The sequence below is a fragment of the Ruania rhizosphaerae genome (genome assembly GCF_009805705.1).
Taxonomy (GTDB): Bacteria; Actinomycetota; Actinomycetes; order Actinomycetales; family Beutenbergiaceae; genus Ruania; species Ruania rhizosphaerae.
Genome location: NZ_VSMB01000004.1, coordinates 158,539 through 175,123, shown reverse-complemented (window position 1 = coordinate 175,123; position 16,585 = coordinate 158,539). Strand labels below are relative to the sequence as shown.

General features: G+C 69.4%; 13 protein-coding genes, 2 tRNA genes and 1 pseudogene. 10 read left to right on the top strand and 6 right to left on the bottom strand.

What is annotated here, in order from left to right; translation table 11 throughout:
• The first annotated feature begins 33 nt into the window (after positions 1 to 33).
• The gene (locus tag FV560_RS08230) at positions 34 to 909 is read left to right on the top strand and encodes a LysR family transcriptional regulator (protein ID WP_159621036.1); all 876 of its coding nucleotides are present in this window, start codon (positions 34 to 36) and stop codon (positions 907 to 909) included.
• Between the two features lie 21 nt (positions 910 to 930).
• Here the strand turns inward: FV560_RS08230 and FV560_RS08225 are convergent, their stop codons facing one another.
• Positions 931 to 1,839 (bottom strand): class I SAM-dependent methyltransferase, encoded by a 909-nt coding sequence (locus tag FV560_RS08225; protein ID WP_159621035.1) that lies wholly within the window; start codon positions 1,837 to 1,839, stop codon positions 931 to 933.
• A gap of 124 nt (positions 1,840 to 1,963) precedes the next feature.
• Entirely contained in the window at positions 1,964 to 3,643 is a 1,680-nt protein-coding gene (pgm, locus tag FV560_RS08220) for a phosphoglucomutase (alpha-D-glucose-1,6-bisphosphate-dependent) (RefSeq protein WP_159621034.1), read from the bottom strand.
• An 84-nt stretch (positions 3,644 to 3,727) separates the two neighbouring features.
• Between pgm and FV560_RS08215 the strand changes: the two genes are divergently transcribed.
• Complete coding sequence (locus tag FV560_RS08215; RefSeq protein ID WP_200837579.1) at positions 3,728 to 4,627, top strand: DUF5926 family protein; 900 nt, start codon at positions 3,728 to 3,730, stop codon at positions 4,625 to 4,627.
• A gap of 72 nt (positions 4,628 to 4,699) precedes the next feature.
• Positions 4,700 to 5,434 (top strand): annotated as a pseudogene (locus tag FV560_RS08210) (glycosyltransferase family 2 protein); the annotation flags it as partial.
• A gap of 214 nt (positions 5,435 to 5,648) precedes the next feature.
• Here the strand turns inward: FV560_RS08210 and FV560_RS08205 are convergent.
• Positions 5,649 to 8,000: a hypothetical protein gene (locus tag FV560_RS08205; RefSeq protein ID WP_159621033.1), complete on the bottom strand. Its 2,352-nt coding sequence runs from the start codon at positions 7,998 to 8,000 to the stop codon at positions 5,649 to 5,651.
• Between the two features lie 87 nt (positions 8,001 to 8,087).
• Entirely contained in the window at positions 8,088 to 9,200 is a 1,113-nt protein-coding gene (locus FV560_RS08200; RefSeq protein ID WP_159621032.1) for a diacylglycerol/lipid kinase family protein, read from the bottom strand.
• A 37-nt stretch (positions 9,201 to 9,237) separates the two neighbouring features.
• Here FV560_RS08200 and serS point away from each other — a divergent pair, with 37 nt between their 5' ends.
• From serS to FV560_RS08185, 3 genes are all read left to right on the top strand, one after another.
• Entirely contained in the window at positions 9,238 to 10,515 is a 1,278-nt protein-coding gene (serS, locus tag FV560_RS08195) for a serine--tRNA ligase (protein ID WP_159621031.1), read from the top strand.
• A gap of 5 nt (positions 10,516 to 10,520) precedes the next feature.
• Entirely contained in the window at positions 10,521 to 11,381 is an 861-nt protein-coding gene (locus tag FV560_RS08190) for an HAD family hydrolase (RefSeq protein WP_159621030.1), read from the top strand.
• Between the two features lie 73 nt (positions 11,382 to 11,454).
• Positions 11,455 to 12,399 carry an aldo/keto reductase gene (locus tag FV560_RS08185; protein ID WP_159621029.1) on the top strand — a complete coding sequence of 315 codons (945 nt, stop codon included), beginning with the start codon at positions 11,455 to 11,457 and terminating at the stop codon, positions 12,397 to 12,399.
• Between the two features lie 58 nt (positions 12,400 to 12,457).
• Here the strand turns inward: FV560_RS08185 and FV560_RS08180 are convergent, their stop codons facing one another.
• A complete protein-coding gene (locus FV560_RS08180; protein ID WP_200837578.1) occupies positions 12,458 to 13,165 on the bottom strand; it encodes a bacterial proteasome activator family protein in 708 nt (235 codons plus the stop codon).
• A 79-nt stretch (positions 13,166 to 13,244) separates the two neighbouring features.
• On the opposite strand from FV560_RS08180, the gene FV560_RS08175 reads away from it, so the two are divergent.
• On the top strand, positions 13,245 to 14,480 hold the full coding sequence (locus FV560_RS08175; protein ID WP_159621028.1) for an AGE family epimerase/isomerase: 1,236 nt from the start codon (positions 13,245 to 13,247) through the stop codon (positions 14,478 to 14,480).
• Positions 14,481 to 14,684: 204 nt separating this feature from the next.
• Here FV560_RS08175 and FV560_RS08170 read toward each other — a convergent pair whose 3' ends face one another.
• A complete protein-coding gene (locus FV560_RS08170) occupies positions 14,685 to 15,704 on the bottom strand; it encodes an NAD(P)H-quinone oxidoreductase (RefSeq protein ID WP_159621027.1) in 1,020 nt (339 codons plus the stop codon).
• A gap of 118 nt (positions 15,705 to 15,822) precedes the next feature.
• Between FV560_RS08170 and FV560_RS08165 the strand changes: the two genes are divergently transcribed.
• From FV560_RS08165 to FV560_RS08155, 3 genes are all read left to right on the top strand, one after another.
• Positions 15,823 to 15,911: transfer RNA gene (locus FV560_RS08165), tRNA-Ser, on the top strand.
• Between the two features lie 40 nt (positions 15,912 to 15,951).
• On the top strand, positions 15,952 to 16,344 hold the full coding sequence (locus tag FV560_RS08160) for a hypothetical protein (RefSeq protein ID WP_159621026.1): 393 nt from the start codon (positions 15,952 to 15,954) through the stop codon (positions 16,342 to 16,344).
• Positions 16,345 to 16,415: 71 nt separating this feature from the next.
• Positions 16,416 to 16,504: transfer RNA gene (locus FV560_RS08155), tRNA-Ser, on the top strand.
• Positions 16,505 to 16,585 lie beyond the last annotated feature (81 nt).

Here is a 16,585-nt window from a genome sequence, read left to right as displayed (position 1 = left end):
GCGATGACATCAATCGTGTAGCACGATGAATGGATGGAGTTCCGTCAGATCCGGTATGTCCTCGCCGTGGCTGAGACCCGCAACTTCACCCGGGCTGCGGCTCAGTGTTACGTGGCGCAGTCGGCGCTGAGCCACCAGGTCAGATCGCTCGAGCGCGAGCTCGGTGTGCCGCTGTTCGCTCGCACCAGCCGCCGCGTGGAGCTCACCCCTGCAGGTGAGGCTTTCCTCCCCGCTGCACGGCGTTGCCTGGCCGAGGCCGAACGCGCGGCAACCGAGGCAGCTGCGGCGGTCGGCGAGGTGCGCGGGCGGCTGGCAATCGGCATCATCCCTACTGTCGCTGCAGTCGACATTCCGGCGACCTTGCAGCGATTCCGTGATCAGCACCCGCGGGTGCGGGTGAGCTTACGTGTGGGAGCCAGCCACGAGATGTCGGCCGCCGTGGCCGCCGGGGACCTCGACGTCGCCTTCCTCGGCCTACCGGTGAACGACCGTGCCCGCGGGGTGTCGGCGCGTGAGCTGGCCCGCCAGGATCTCGTCGCCGTCGTTCCTGCCGGTCATCCCTGTGCCGACCAGGGCACCGCCACCCTTCAGGACCTCGCCACGTCACCTTTCGCCGACTTTCCCGCCGGCAGCCCGGGCCGCAGCCAGAGCGATGAGGCCTTCGCAGCTGCGAAGCTGGAGCGAGATGTGGCCTATGAGGTCTCTTCAGCTGAGCTGATGGTGCAGATCGTGAGTCAGGGGCTCGCGGTCGCCTTCCTGCCCGCGCCGATCGTGCGCACCGATCCCGGTATTCGTGTTCTCACCGTCGCGGACGGTCCGAGCAGGATCGAGCACCTCATCTGGAGCGAGTTCAATCCAGCGGTGGCCACGAGAGCCTTCCTGGCCGTGTTGGAGCTCGATGAGCCGTAGCAGTTTCGCCCGCCACTGCGATCAGAGTGCCGGCTTGCGCGCCACGATCGAGAGAGTCATCGGTACCCGCTCACGCCACGGCTGTGGGAGCACGAACGCGTCACCGTCTTGCACCATCACCGGCAGCGCCTGCCATGGCAACGTGTCGTGCTCACCGACCGCGACCAGCTGCAGACCCGCATCCAGGAGCGCCTGCAGCGTCTCCGACACCGGATGCGGCCACTCGAAGTTGCGGGTGGAGGTGATCTGGTCGTGATCGCCGTCCACATAAGTGGCGCCGTCGTTGTACGTGAACGCCCTGCCCTCGGGTAGCGACCAGTACCGGTTCCCCAGCCGGACGTCGTCGGTAACCAGATCGTCCATCGTGGCCAGCATCGGGTGTTGGTCCCGGAAGAAGAACGTGCCGCCCGGCCGCAGCAACGCGGCGATCGCACGCGCCCAGGCGTGTAGATCCTGCACCCAGCAGATCGTCCCGATCGAGGTGTGCACGTGATCGAACGTCTCCCCGACGGCGGAAGTCGCCTGCGTCACCTCGCTCTCCACCCATCGCGCCTCCAGTCCGCACCGGTCTGCCAGGTCGCGCGCGTGCTCGAGGGACACCGGCGACAGGTCCACGCCGGTCACGCGGGCGCCGAGCCGGGCCATGGAGAGAGTGTCGGTGCCGATGTGGCACTGCAGGTGGCAGACGTCCAGGCCGTCCAGGAGTCGGTCCGGCTGATCGGCCCGCTCCTCGAGGTGCGGGGCGAGCAGTGCCATGTCCTCGCGGATCACTGAGGAGATGCGGGTCGGATCGGCGGCGAAGCCGTCCAGGTCGTAGGCGTTGCTCGCGGCATGGACGCTCGCGCGGTCGTCCCAGTTGGCGCGGTTGGCGGCGTAGGCCTCGGCGGTGGTCGCCTCGGTCTCGACGATCGGGTCGGTCGGCAGGCTCATGGAGGTCAGCCTGGCACGCACCCAGGTCGGGGCACACCGGAAATACGGACCAAACCGATGGCCCTCAGCGTCGCTGTGCCACATGGGCCACAGGCCCGCTGGGCGCCGTCAGTTCGGTACAGACCTACCCGCCCAGCGCTGCCGAGACCACGTCCTTGGCTGCCGACTGCACCTGGCCGAGGTGCTCGGCCGAGACGAAGGACTCGGCGTAGATCTTGTACACGTCCTCGGTGCCGGAGGGGCGCGCTGCGAACCACGCGTCCGCGGTGGTCACCTTCAACCCTCCGATAGCGGCGCCATTCCCGGGGGCCTCCACCAGCGTGGCCGTGATCGGCTGTCCGGCGAGCTCGGTGCTGGTGACGTCCTCGGCCGACAATGCCGCGAGCTTCGCCTTCTCATCCCGGGAAGCCGGTGCATCCACCCGGGCGTACCAGCTCTCCCCGAACTCGGCCACCTGCTCTTCGTGCAGCTGACTGGGGGAGCGGCCGGTCACCGCAAGGATCTCCGCCGCGAGCAGCGCCAGCAGGATGCCGTCCTTGTCCGTGGTCCACACCGACCCGTCACGGCGCAGGAACGAGGCGCCAGCGGATTCCTCGCCGCCGAAGCCGAGCGACCCCTGCAACAACCCCGGCACGAAGTGCTTGAACCCGACCGGCACCTCCACCAATCGCCGCCCCGTGGCGCCCACCACCCGGTCGATCAGGGCCGAGGAGACCAGCGTCTTGCCGACACCCGCGTCTGCAGCCCACTCGGGGCGATGGCGGAACAGGTAGTCGATCGCTACGGCCAGGTAGTGGTTGGGGTTCATCAGCCCACCATCGCCGGTGACGATCCCGTGCCGGTCGGCGTCGGCGTCGTTGCCCGTGGCGATGTCGAACGGCGGTGCGCCACCCTCGCCTCGCATCTTCGCCACCAGCGACGCCATCGCTGAGGGGGAGGAGCAGTCCATCCGGATCTTGCCGTCCCAGTCCAGTGTCATGAACGACCATTGCGGATCCACCTGCGGGTTCACGACGGTCAGGTCCAGATTGTGGCGTTCAGCGATCGCGGCCCAGTACTCGACGGCGGCACCGCCGAGCGGGTCTGCCCCGATCCGCACACCGGCCTCCCGGATCGCATCGAGGTCGAGCACTGCCTCCAGGTCGTCCACATAGGTCAGCAGGTAGTCGTGGCGGGCCACGTTCTCGGACTCGAGTGCCTGCGCATACGGCACCCGCGCCACCGACGAGACGCCGCTACGCAGCAATTCGTTCGCGCGGGCCGCGATCGCCGAGGTCGCATCGGACCCGGCCGGGCCACCGTGCGGCGGGTTGTACTTGAAGCCCCCGTCCCGCGGGGGGTTGTGCGAGGGGGTCACCACGATCCCGTCGGCCAATCCCGGACCGCGTGTGCGCACTCCCTCGCTGGAACCCGCACCGTTGTGCCGCAGGATTGAGTGCGAGAGCGCAGGGGTGGGGGTGTAGGAGTCGCGGGCGTCGATGCGCACCTCCACACCGGCGGCGGCCAGCACCTCCAGTGCGGTGCGCTGCGCCGGATCGGAGAGCGCGTGGGTGTCCCGCCCCAGGTACAGCGGACCGTCGATGCCCTGGGAGGCCCGGTACTCCACGATCGCCTGGGTGATCGCGACGATGTGAGCCTCGTTGAAGGCGGAGTCCAGGCTCGACCCGCGGTGCCCCGAGGTCCCGAACACCACCTGCTGACCGGGATCGTCGACGTCCGGGGTGCGGTCGTAGTAGGCGGAGACCACGGCATCGACATCGATCAGGTCCTCAGGAAGGGCTACCTGCCCAGCGCGGGAATGCATGACGCCATCGTGCCACTCGCGCCGCCTGGAAGCAGCCTCGACGCGATGCGAACGTCACAGCCCCGGTCTCGATAGGGTGAAGCCATGGCAAAGCGCAAGAAGCAAGGCCCGGTGAACGAGAAGGTCGCCGCACGGCGTGCTGCCCGCAAGGCGGCCAAGGCCTCGGGAGGTGCCCTCGCACCACGGCGATCCTTCGAGGGGCTTCCCGGCGAGGCCGACTGGGTGGCGATGCGCGAGGTCGTCCCAGCCGCCAGTGCCACAGCCCGTACCACCGCCGAGTACGGTTCGCGCGACATCACCGTCGTCACCGTGCTGCCGGGTCTGCTGCCCGCGATGCACCGCGAGGACGGCCAGATCCTCGTCGCTCTCCAGAACGTCACCTCCAGCGGCGATCCGAGCCGGGACGTGGCCGCCGCCTTGCTGCAGGTACTCGACTCCGAGCCCGGGACGAGCCTCACTCATCTCGATCTGCCGGGTCCGGGGCCGCGCCTGCAGGACGTGCTCGACCTCGACGCTCCGTTCGAGGTCACGCTGCACGAGACCTTCGACTTCGTGCTCCCGCCGGACAGCGATCCCAGCCCCGAGGTGAACGACGCGCTGGAGGAGTTCGCCGGGGCGATCGTGCCCACCGTCAAGCTCTCCTCCGTCGACGGCGCGTACTGGTGCCGGATGGGTGCGCGGGAGTTCCTGCGCTGGTCCCGCACGGAGGACGAGGAGCAGCTCCTCGATGCCCTGGCCCGTCTGCACGCCGAGCGCCGTTCCGCGGTCGACGATGGTGCCCGGTTCATCGGGGCGTTCCGCTCCTGCGGTCTGGTGGTCCCGGTGTGGGAGCTCGAGCCCGGGACCGAGGCGGAGGAGCTGGAGAAGCCGGCCCCGCAGTTCGAGGCGAGACTGGCCGAGGCGCTGGCCGTGACCGACCCGTTGAACGCCGAAGAACGGCGGGCCCGCGCGGGTATCGTGTCGCGCCAGGTCACGCTTCGCTGACGACGTTAGGCTGAGGGCGTGAGCCGGGTGTCGGGCGAGGGGATCAATCCCCTACGGATCATCCGTCGCCGTGTGCCTGAGACAGGTCCGATCCCGGTGCCACCAGCCGATCCCGACCATCAGCGGGTCGCCGCTGTCATCCCTGCCAAGGACGAGGCCGCCCGAATTGCCGCGACGGTGCGAGCCGTCCGGGCGATCCCGTACGTCGACCTGGTGCTGGTGGTCGACGACGGCAGCGAGGACGACACCCAGCATCTCGCGCGCTCTGCCGGTGCGGTGGTGGTGCGCCACTCCCACAACCGCGGCAAGGCGTCGGCGATGGAGACCGGTGCCGCCGTCGTCTCCATGCGTGATATCGAAGACGGCCCGGCCCGGCTGCTGCTGTTCGTCGACGCGGACCTGGGTGCCACTGCCGTGAACGCCGCGCCGTTGGTGCCTCCGGTGGTCACCGGCCGGGCCGACCTGTCGATCGCGACCCTGCCGAAGCAGTCCGGCGCCGGGGGCCGGGGCATCGTCACGGGTCTGGCGCGCCGCGCGATTCAGCGCGCCACCGGGTGGGCGCCCAGCCAGCCGCTTTCCGGGCAGCGTTGCATGACCCGCGCTGCTTTCGACGCCGCCACCCCCCTCGCACACGGATGGGGGGTCGAGACCGGCATGACGATGGACGTCTTGATGCAGGGTTTCGCGGTGGTCGAGGTGCCGTGCGATCTGCGGCACCGCGCCACCGGCAACAACCTGGCCGGGCAGCTGCACCGCGCCGGGCAGTACCGCGATGTGGCGATGGCCATCGCCGCTCGCCGGTTTCGTCACTACAAGCAGAAGGTCACCCGCGACGCGGCCGAGCCTGGGCCTGATCTCGACCAGGCCGATACCGACAGGACTCTGACCGACCAGGGCGATGGCCGCACCGGCGACAGCATCAGCGACCACGCAGCGCCACAGAGGCCACAGAGGCCACAGCGGCCACAGGCGTTACAGCCGCCGGACCCGCCACAGGAGCCCGGGCGCCGCTCCCGCTCGCTCAGGCGGGCGGTGGAGTCTTCCCGACGGCGGAGGTCGCGTCCTCGTTGACGTGGGCTTCGCGTAGCCCCAGCATCCAGGTGGCGCAGGCCGCGATCAGCAGCGGCACGCCGTGCGCCACCCCGAGCGCCGGGATCGCGATCCCGGAGTCGTTGACGGCCAGCCCGAGTCCGAGCGCGACGGCCAGGGCGATCAGTCCCGGTCGCAGCATGGGGGCCTGACGGCCCATCAGCGAGATCGGGTTGCCTCCGGAGAGCCACGCGAAGTCGCCGCCACCCGGTGAGGTCAGCGCCACCCGGATCGGCCGGGACAGCACCAGCAGCACCGTGAGCACTCCGCAGATGGCGAGGATCGTCAATGGCCGGTTTCCGAACAGGATGGAGATGTTCTGGTCGAGCTTGCGCCACACCACATCCCACAACCCGCCGTCGAGCACGGTCTGGAAGAACCGGCCCAGGTGCGTCGGGTCTGGGCGCAACCAGTCCACGAACGCGATCGCCATCGTCGCCACGGCGGCGCCGACGAGCACCATCACCACCCGCTGCCAGGTCAGGCGTACACCGGCGGCGAGCAGGGCCAGCACGGCGAAGGCCGGCAGCAGCGCGGGCGGTCCTCCGAAGTCGGCGCCCAGGCCAGGCGCCCCGTCGAGCACCACCACCACCACCCCGACGGCGAGGGTCACCACCGCCGCGAGTCTCCGGCGGCCTGCCCGCACCAGGGGGTTGATGACCGCGATGGTCACCAGCAGCGACGCCGTCGTGAACAGGGCGAACGTGGTGTTGTTCATCCCGTAGAAGCGTCCCGCCACCAGCGTGGGCACTCCCATGACGGCGGAGAGCTGCAGCGTCGCTCCGGTGGCGACGTCCACGGCGAGAACGAGCGCCGTCAGGCTCGCGACCACGGTGACCGACCCGAAGAGGTGACGGCGCCATGGCCCGGCGAGAGACGCCGTCACGATGATCGTGACGATGGCTGCCGTGCTGCCGAGAAGCGCCAGCATCGGGGTCCCGGCACGCCACCAGGGCAGGAGGTTCGTCAGGTACGAGGCCACGGGGATGCTGGCGATCCCGAGCGCGACGGCACGCAGTACCCGCAGGGCCGGTTCTCGTTGGGCCAGGACTCGCCTCAGGCCACGGTTTCCCGGGAGGCGGCCGAGATGTTCGGCCGTCCAGGCTCGCAGGCGCGCGGCAGCGGGGCGCTTCAGCGCCAGGGCCACGACGGCGAAGAGCAGCAGGTTCAGGGCCACCAGCCCGGCGTAGAACACCGGCACGATGGGGCGGACGACGCCGGCGTGCAGGGCGTCGTCCTCCAGCTGGTCGCGGCGATCTTCCGCGGAGGATCCGCGATCGGGCAGCACCTGGGTGACGGCGCCGATGGCCGATCCGGTCGGCCCCGCGTCCTCGATGTCCAGCAGCCGCAGCAGGGTCGGCAGCAGGTCGGTGGTGAGGACGAACCCGTCCTGGCGGGTGGAGGGGGAGGTGAGTAGCCCGGGCTCCACGCCGGGGCCGGTGAGCGCGAGGACGCGCAGGCCCGGCTCGTAGCCATCATCGGCCAGTCCGGCGAGCAGCACCGTGGGCTCTGCCGACTCTGCCGGCGTCCCTGGGAGGCCCGCGAGCACGTCGGCCACCCGGCGCTCGATCACCCGCAGCTGGTCCTCGCGATAGGTCTGCCTGCTTGTGGACAGGGTGAAGCCGTCCTCGCCGGCGCGCAGGGAACCGGCGTCGATCATCAGCAGATCGGCGCGGGTGAGGGTGTCGCTGGTCCAGCGTGTGAGGTCGGTGCCGGTGAGGGTGGTGTGCTCGGTGACCATGCCGGCGGCATCGGCAGCCGCGATTGCCGCCCCGGGCCCGATGCTCGCCACGGTGACGTCACCGGCTGCCAGCAGCTCACCGAACAGCCCGGGCTCGGCCTGGAAGTTCTGCGATGCCAGCTCGGCCGAGTACTCCTCCCAGCCCGGGACTTGACCGGCCGAGGGTTCCAGGAGGAACCGGCACTGCCCCTGACGATCGGGCCCTTCGAGATCGGCGGCGCGGGTGCCGGTGCTCAGGGCGAGCCACCCGTCCGCCGGGCAGGTGAACGACCGCACGCTGCGCACCACCAGGGATCCCACCGCCTCCTCGGTGAGGGAAGCGAGCGCAGGCGTGCTCTCGTCGATGTCCGACCATGCCAGCCCGCCGACGCCGATCACCACGACAGGTCCGGCGGACTCAGTCGTCGGCTGGGGGGCGGCATGGGCCGGGACGGCGATCCCACAGGCGATCAGAATGCCGGCCAGAACCGCCAGGATCGAGTTGCCGGCGGTTCGTGCGCGTTGGCCGGCACGGACCACAGGTGGCAACTCGTGTGTAGTCATCGCCGATCAGCCTACGGTTGCGGGTGTGGAGGAACGGTGAGGGCTCAGCGGAGAGTTCAGTGAGAGGTCGCGTGCCATCTCTCAGAGTCAGCGGGTGCGCACCCGCAACCCACCAGGCTGCACGCGTGCGGTCACGCCGGTCGCCTCACCGATGAGATCGCCGTCGATCTGCACGTGCTCGGGCTGCTCGCACGTGACCGACACCTCCCGCCCGCGCCAGAACTCGATCGAGCTGGCCGAGACCGGCAGGTCCCGGCGGAAGCCGAGGCCCTGCGCCACCACCTTCCCGAACAGCGAAGCCCAGCCGAACACACCGCCCCGGGTGTCCAGTGCCGCCACATCGAGCCATCCGTCGTTCAACTCGGCATCGGGCAGCAACACGATCCCGCCGGGTAGACGGCCGCAGTTCGCGAACAGCAGGCTGCGCACCTTCAGCGGTCGCACCTCGCCCTCGCCCACGCGCATCCGCAACTTCAGCTTGCGGCCGTGCAGGTGACGGGCGCCGGCCAGGAAGTAGGCGAACCAGCCCACCTTCGACTTCAGCTCGTCATCTGCTCCCGCCACCATCGCGGCATCGAAGCCGATACCGGCCATCACCAGGAACAGGTGCTCGTCCTCCTCGGTGCTGAGGTCCGGGCCCTCGTCCTCGGCCGGGTCGAGCCGGCGCGGGCGGATCCAGCCGATGTCGATCGGATGGTCACTGCCCCCGAGCGCAGTCCGCACCAGCGACGCCGTGCCCTCCAGCGGCAGATCAAGGTTGCGGGCCAGCAGATTCCCAGTGCCCATCGGCAGCAACGCCATCGGGATGTCCGATCCTGCCAGCGCGGTCGCCACCGCACGCACGGTGCCGTCGCCGCCGGCAGCCACCACCACCGAGGCCCCGGCAGCCAATGCCTCGCGTGCCTGCCCGACTCCCGGATCCTCCGGTGTGGTCTCGAACCACAGCGGCTCCGGTAGTGCGAGTTCCTCGGCGATCTGGATCGCCATGCGGCGCAATCCCGCCGGATCGTTGGCCTTCACCGGATTCACCACGAACGCCGGCGGGCCCTGCGAGGGCACCCGGTCCGGCTCCGGTGGGCTGATCAGCGGCTCGACCCGAGCACCCCGCTCCCGGATCCGCTTCAGCACCAGCAGTCCCACCACCAAGGCGGCGATCGCCACTGCCAGCGCCACCAGACTCACCGTCTGTTCCCAGGTCATGACCTGAACGGTAGCCCGTCCCCGATAGTCTCGGGGGGTGATCGACCTGAAGAGCCTGCGTGAGGATCCGGACGTCGCCCGAGCCAGCCAGCGGGCCCGGGGTGAAGACCCCGAGCTGGTGGACCGGGTGCTGGCAGCCGACGAACGCCGTCGGGCGCTGCTGACTGCCTTCGAGCAGCAGCGAGCCGAGCAGAAGGAGGTCTCCCGCTCCGTGGGGAAGGCCTCGCCGGAGGAACGCGAGCACATCCTCGCCAAGGCGAAGGCGCTCGCCGAGGAGGTCAAGGCCGCCGAGACAGAGGCGGGCACCGCTCAGCGTGAGTTGGACGAGATGCTTGCGCAGCTACCGAACCTCGTGCTCGACGGCGTCCCTTCCGGTGGTGAGGACGATTACGTCGTCCTCAAGGAAGTAGGCACGCCGCGGGACTTCGCGGCCGAGGGTTTCGAGCCGGCCGATCACCTCGACATCGGGCACGGCCTCGGCGGGATCGACACCGAACGTGGCGCGAAAGTCTCCGGCGCGCGGTTCTACTACCTCACCGGTATCGGCGCCCGGCTGGAGCTGGCGCTGCTGAACGCGGCGATGGACACGGCTCTCGCAGCCGGGTTCACCCCGGTGATCACCCCGACGCTGGTCAAGCCCGAGATCATGGCCGGTACCGGGTTCCTCGGCGCGCACGCAGATGAGATCTACCGGTTGGAGGCCGACGACCTGTACCTGGTGGGGACTTCGGAGGTAGCGCTCGCCGGGTACCACGCGGGCGAGATCATCGACCTGAGCGATGGTCCCAAGCGGTATGCCGGCTGGTCGGCGTGCTACCGCCGCGAGGCCGGCTCCTATGGCAAGGACACTCGCGGCATCATCCGGGTGCACCAGTTCCACAAGGTGGAGATGTTCTCCTACGTCCGGGTCGAGGACGCCGAAGCCGAGCATCAGCGTCTGCTCGGCTGGGAGGAGCAGATGCTTGCCCTCGTGGACCTGCCCTACCGGGTGATCGACACCGCCGCCGGTGACCTGGGTTCCAGTGCCGCCCGCAAGTTCGACTGCGAGGCGTGGCTGCCGACCCAGCAGCGATACCTGGAGCTGACCTCCACCTCCAACTGCACGACCTTCCAGGCCCGCCGCCTGGGTGTGCGCGAACGCGGCGAGCGGGGCACGCATCCGGTGGCCACCCTGAACGGCACTCTCGGGACCACGCGCTGGATCGTGGCGATCCTGGAGAACCACCAGAACGCCGACGGGTCGGTGCGCGTGCCGGAGGGTCTGCGCCCCTACCTGGGCGGGCTCGAGGTGCTCGAACCGGTCGCTGCTCGATGAACCCGATGAGCGTCCGGGACGCAGGCGTGCGGCCGGTCACCGGGCCCGAGGGCAGATCCGCATTGGCCCGGCTCCGGGAAGCGCCGGAGCACCTGGTGGCGCTTGACATCGACGGGACGATCCTGGGGCACGACCAGAGCCTGAGCGCGAACGTGACCGACGCCGTCGGGGCGTTGCGTGAGACCGGTGCGCACGTGGTGCTCTCCACCGGGCGGTCCATCCAGGCCGTGCTACCCGTGGCCGAGGAACTCGGGATCACCGACGCGTGGGCGGTGTGCTCGAACGGGGCGGTCACGGTCCGGCTGGCCGAGGGTGGCTTCACCATCGACGACGTCGTCACCTTCGACCCGGAGCCGACGCTGCGGCTGCTGCGCGAGCACCTGCCGGAGGGCATCTTCGCCGTTGAAGACCTGGGGCGTGGCTTCCTGCTTTCGGCGCCGTTCCCCGACGGGGAGCTGACCGGAGAACTGCGGGTGGTGGGCTTCGAGGAGCTGTGCGCTACCCCGGCTTCCCGCGTGACGCTCCGGGCCCCGGGCCTGGGATCGGACGACTTCCACGACCTCGTCGACCGGTCGGGCCTGCACGGGGTGAGCTACGCCGTCGGGTGGACCGCCTGGCTGGACATCGCCCCCGAGGGGGTCTCCAAGGCGTCTGCGCTGGAGCGGGTGCGTCTGCGCCTGGGCGTCCCGTCGACGGCGACACTCGCCGCAGGCGACGGGCGCAACGATATCGAGATGCTCACCTGGGCCCGGGTGGGTGTGGCGATGGGCGGGGCGGATGCCGACACCCGGGCGGCCGCCGACTTCGACGCAGCGCCGGTGAGTGAGGATGGGTTGGTGCCGGTGCTGACGGCGCTGGTGCCGTGACTGATACGCCCGATCGCCGGATGTCGGTGCCCTGCGGCAGACTGAATGTGGCATCGACGACGAGGAGCACACCGTGAAGACGTTCACCCTGCCCGGTACCCAGATCACCGCACCGAACGTGGTGCTCGGCCTGATGCGGATCGCCGAGAAGAGCGACGAAGAGATCCGCACCCTGGTGGCCACCGCGCGTGAGGCCGGGATCGACTTCATCGACCACGCCGACATCTACGGCCGTGACCACGGCTGCGAGGAACGCTTCGGGGCGGCGATGCAGCTCACCGGCTCCCAGCGCGAGGAGCTGACGATCCAGACCAAGTGCGGGATCGTGCCGGGGCAGAACGGTCGACCCACTCACTTTGATTTCTCCTACGAACACATCGTGGCGCAGGTGGAGGGGTCGTTGCGGGCGCTGCGCACCGACTACCTCGACATCCTGTTGCTGCACCGGCCCGATGCGCTGGTGGAGCCGGAGGAGGTGGCGCGCGCCTTTGACGAACTGCAGGCCGCGGGCAAGGTGCGTCACTTCGGCGTCTCCAATCACACGCCCCGTCAGATCGACCTGCTGAAGACGGCGGTCACGCAGCCGTTGGTGGCGAACCAGGTGCAGCTGTCGATCACGCACTCGCCGATCGTGGCGCAGCCGCTGGCGATGAACATGCAGGGTGAGGACCAGTCGATCGTGCGCGACGGTGGGGGACTGGTGGAGTACTCCCGGCTGCACGACATCACTCTGCAGGCGTGGTCACCGTTCCAGGCGGGGTTCTTCGACGGGGTGTTCCTGGGGTCGGAGCGTTACCCGGAGCTGAACGCCGTGATCGATCGGCTGGCCGCCGAGTACGGGGTACCGCCGATCGCGATCGCGGTGGCCTGGATCACCCGGCACCCGGCGCGGATGCAGGTGGTGCTCGGCACGACCACGCCGGAGCGGGTGACGGGCGCGGCGCAGGGCTCGGACATCCCGCTGACGCGGGCGCAGTGGTACGAACTACTCCACGCGGCGGGCTACCTGATCCCGTAGGCGAGGTGCGGGCCGGATCGCTCCGTCATCACAGGTACTGAAGTCACAGGTACTGAAATCAGAGGTACTGCCCGGTGCCGTGGTGCGGCTCGCTGCCCTCCTGCTTCTGCAGACCCAGTGCCTGACCGGGGTGCACACCGGGAGGAAGTGCCTTGCGCATCTGGGAGAGCTGGCTCTGGGCGGCCATCTGCTGAGCCACCAACGCCGTCTGGATCCCGTGGAACAGGCCCTCGAGCCAGCCCACCAACTGCGCCTGGGCGATCCGCAGCTCGGCGTCAGAAGGAGCACGGTCGTCGGTGAACGGCAGGGTGATCCGGTGCAGCTCGGCGATGAGGTCCTCGTTGAGCCCGTCCTCGAGCTCGTGCAGGGACCGTTCGTGGATCTCCGCCATGCGTTCGCGTGCGGCCTCGTCCAGCGGGGCGCTACGCACCTCGTCCAGAAGTTGCTTGATCATCGTGCCGATGCGCATGACCTTCGCGGGCTCTTCCACCATGGCGGAGGGGTCGCGGGCGTCGTCGGCGGAGGCGATGCCCAGACCATCCGATGAGGAGACGACTACGCGAGGGCTCTTCTCCTCAGCACTGTCCGTGGGATCGGATCCGGGGGACTGCTCGGACTCGCTGGGCTCGCCTTGGTCAGTCTTGTCCCGGTCGGTCTCGCCCTGGGCGGTCTGGTCCTGATCCGGCTCGTCAGCGCTCGCGTTCTCGTGCTCGGACTGCTCGGCCGTGTCGGGCGTCGCGTTCTCGTCTCGACTCGCGGATTCCATGGCACCATCATGCCTGCTCCGGCTCGTGCAGGCGTGGGGGGAGGATCGTGCCCACGGGCAGAAGCACTAGCCTTCGGGTATGAACTGGTTGACCAACGCCGCTCACGCCCGCTGGCTGGAGAACGAGACCGATGCCCTGCTGGACTTCGCTTCCGGTGCGATGGTGGAGGAAGGTTTCGCCTACCTCAGCAGCGAAGGCGAGCAGATTCCGGCCGAGGGGAGCCAGTTGTGGCTCACCTGCCGGATGATCCACTGCTTCGCACTCGGGTCGCTGTTGGGGCGGCCCGGTTCGGCCACGATGGTCGACCACGGGCTACGGGCTCTGTCCAGGCACTTCCGCGACGACGTCAACGGCGGCTGGTATGCCCAGGTGGGTCCGGACGGGCCGATGGATGACACCAAGGCGGCCTACGCGCATGCGTTCGTGATCCTCGCCGGAGCCAGCGCTGCATCTGCGGGCCGTCCGGGTGGCAAGGAACTGCTGGAGGAAGCGCTGACCGTCTCCCTGCAGTGGTTCTGGCGTGAGGACGAAGGCATGGTCGTGGAGTCCTACGACCGGACCTTCACCGATCTGGAGGACTACCGCGGCGTCAACGCGAACATGCACACCGTCGAGGCCTATCTCGCGGCCGCTGACGTGACCGGTGACGACACCTGGCTCGAGCGGGCCACCCGCATCTCCCGCCGCGTGGTGGATGATTTCGCGCGGAACCAGTCCTGGCGGATCCCGGAGCACTTCGACGCCAACTGGCAGCCGCTGCTCGACTACAACATGGACTCCCCGTCCGATCCGTTCCGTCCGGCGGGGGCCACGATCGGGCACTGGTTCGAGTGGTCCCGGCTGGTGCTGCACGTGCGGGCCGCGTGGGCTGCCCGCGGTGTCTCGGCCGAGGACTGGATGCTCGAAGGCGCCCAGGCGTTGTTCGACCTCGGCGTCACCGAGGGATGGGATGTGGACGGCGCCGACGGCTTCGTCTATACGGTCGACTGGGACGGCAAGCCACTCGTACGGGAGCGGATGCACTGGGTGGTGACCGAGGCGCTCGCAGCTGCCGCAGCGTTGTACCGGGTGACCGGGGACGCGAACCTCGCCGCCTGGTACCAGCTGTGGTGGGAGTACGCGGCCGTGCACCTGATCGACACCGAGAACGGCTCCTGGGTGCACGAGCTCGCCCCGGACAACGGCCCCAGCGCCACCGTGTGGGCCGGGAAGCCGGACGCGTACCACGCGGTCCAGGCGACACTGATCCCGCGCCTGCCCCTGACCCCGGTGCTGGCCCCGGCCCTCGCGCAGGGCTTGCTCGATACGCACTGACGCTGGGCCGGTCGTACGACCACTGCCGCCCGTACGACCACCGCACCTCCCATCGCCGCCCGTGCACCCACCGACCGCCTGTACACCCACCGGGGGTGAAGTTGACGTCGGTTATGGGCCCATAACCGACGTCAACTTCACCCCCGGGTGGAGATCCGGTCGGTCCTAGTGCCCGGCAGGCACCCCCCGACGGCGTCCCCTACCTCAGGGGAGGAGCAGCACCTTCCCGAACACCTCGCCGTCAGCCATCATCCGGTGTGCCTCGCTCGCCTCGGCGAGCGGCACACGTGCGTGCACGACCGGGCGGACCTTGCCCGCGGTGACCAGCGGCCAGGCGCGCTGGCCGACATCGGTGAGGATCGCCGTCTTCTGCTCGGGTGGGCGCTGACGCAGCACGGTGCCGTGGATGGACAACCACCGGGTGAGCAGTGGAGCGAGGTTCAGCTCGCCGGTGGTGCCCTTCTGCATGCCAATGATCACCAGGTGACCGAAACGGGCGACGGCGTCGATGTTCCGCTGAAGGTATTTCGCCCCGACGACGTCCAGCACCACGTCAGCGCCCGTGCCGCTGGTCTCGGTGCGCGTGATCTCGACGAAGTCCTCGCTACGGTGGTCGATGGCGCGGTGGGCCCCCAGCTCGGCGCACCGGGCAGTGCGGTCGGGGCCACCGGCCGTGGTGAGTACGCGGGCGCCGAGGGCGGTCAGCAGCTGGATCGCGGCGGTACCCACGCCGCCGGATCCGCCGTGGACGAGAACGGTGGTGCGCTGGAGGGACTCAGGGTCCAGGCCGGCCGTGGCGGGCAGTCCGGGTACGGCGATCAGGTTCGACCAGAGGGTGGCCATGGCCTCCGGCAGGCCGGCGGCGTCGACGAGGTCGAGAGCATCCGGGACCGGAAGCAGATGCTCGGCACGGGCGAGCGCCTGCTCGGCGTACCCTCCGCCGTCGACGAGAGCGCAGACCCGATCGCCCACCTGATGACCGGTGACGCCGTCGCCGAGCGCGGCGATCGTTCCGGAGACCTCCAGGCCCGGCCAGTCGGGCGCACCCGAGGGCGGCGGGTGCAAGCCCTTGAGCTGTAACAGGTCGGCCCGGTTCACACCGGCGGCTGCCACATCGAGGAGCACCTCACCCGGCCCAGGCGAGGGGGTGGGGATGTCGGCTGGTGCTAGGCCAACTGGGGCACCGCCGGAGCCGTTGTCTTGCGAGATGACCATCGCGCGCATACCCCCACTCTATGAACGGGACGCGCCACCGCTCATCCAGGGATCGAGGTTCGCGGAACGAGCGGGTCGATGTCCGGTTTGGGACTGCTCGCAGGTGTGGGACAGAATGGGGCGACCAGGAGGGTTGACAGAGCGGCCGAATGTGACGGTCTTGAAAACCGTTGTGCCTCAACAGCACCAAGGGTTCGAATCCCTTACCCTCCGCCAGATTCCGGCGTACGGTGGCAGACAGGGGAGGGATGCCACCGTGCCGCACGGATGGGAATGGTTCCGGTTCGCCGCTGGAGTGGTCGTTGCGCCGGGGATGGCCAACGGCATCGTGTGGTGGGCCTCCTGGTTGACGCCGCTGACGATGGCGGTGGCGCTCGTGGTCCTGGTCGCTGTGGTGATCTTTGCGCTGGTGCATGAGCAGCGCGCAGCGGGGCAACGGACCGTGCTTCAGCAACGGCGCCGCGAACGTGCGAATCTCGCGTTCGGCCGCGGCATGGCGCTGGGTGGGGTGGGAGCTCTCCTCGCTTCGCTGCTCGGGGTGCCATGGCTCGAGTCAGCCCATATGGCGTGCGTGGTGATCGCTGGGGGTGGAGCGGGTCTGGCTACCGGTGCGCGAGTGCGTCTGGGGCGCCTGGAGACAGCGACATAACTGCGTTCCCGGCGCCTCGGGAGGGGTGGTTCGCATCATGCCGGTGAGCCCGTTATCCTGGTGGGCACCTAGGAGACGTCGCATAGTCTGGTCTAGTGCGCATCCCTGCTAAGGATGTGAAGGGGCAACCCTTCCGTGGGTTCAAATCCCACCGTCTCCGCCCTTGTGATGAAGGCGCCCCACCCCGAGCGAAGCGAGGCGGTGGGGCGCCTTCATCACGTGCTGCAGAGGGGGATTTGGG

Bases quoted from the DNA above. Each gene is read 5' to 3' on its own strand.
- FV560_RS08230 (WP_159621036.1), top strand. From the start codon at position 34: ATGGAGTTCCGTCAGATCCGGTATGTCCTCGCCGTGGCTGAGACCCGC.
- FV560_RS08225 (WP_159621035.1), bottom strand. From the start codon at position 1,839: ATGAGCCTGCCGACCGACCCGATCGTCGAGACCGAGGCGACCACCGCC.
- pgm (WP_159621034.1), bottom strand. From the start codon at position 3,643: ATGCATTCCCGCGCTGGGCAGGTAGCCCTTCCTGAGGACCTGATCGAT.
- FV560_RS08215 (WP_200837579.1), top strand. From the start codon at position 3,728: ATGGCAAAGCGCAAGAAGCAAGGCCCGGTGAACGAGAAGGTCGCCGCA.
- FV560_RS08205 (WP_159621033.1), bottom strand. From the start codon at position 8,000: ATGACTACACACGAGTTGCCACCTGTGGTCCGTGCCGGCCAACGCGCA.
- FV560_RS08200 (WP_159621032.1), bottom strand. From the start codon at position 9,200: ATGACCTGGGAACAGACGGTGAGTCTGGTGGCGCTGGCAGTGGCGATC.
- FV560_RS08190 (WP_159621030.1), top strand. From the start codon at position 10,521: ATGAGCGTCCGGGACGCAGGCGTGCGGCCGGTCACCGGGCCCGAGGGC.
- FV560_RS08180 (WP_200837578.1), bottom strand. From the start codon at position 13,165: ATGGAATCCGCGAGTCGAGACGAGAACGCGACGCCCGACACGGCCGAG.
- FV560_RS08175 (WP_159621028.1), top strand. From the start codon at position 13,245: ATGAACTGGTTGACCAACGCCGCTCACGCCCGCTGGCTGGAGAACGAG.
- FV560_RS08170 (WP_159621027.1), bottom strand. From the start codon at position 15,704: ATGCGCGCGATGGTCATCTCGCAAGACAACGGCTCCGGCGGTGCCCCA.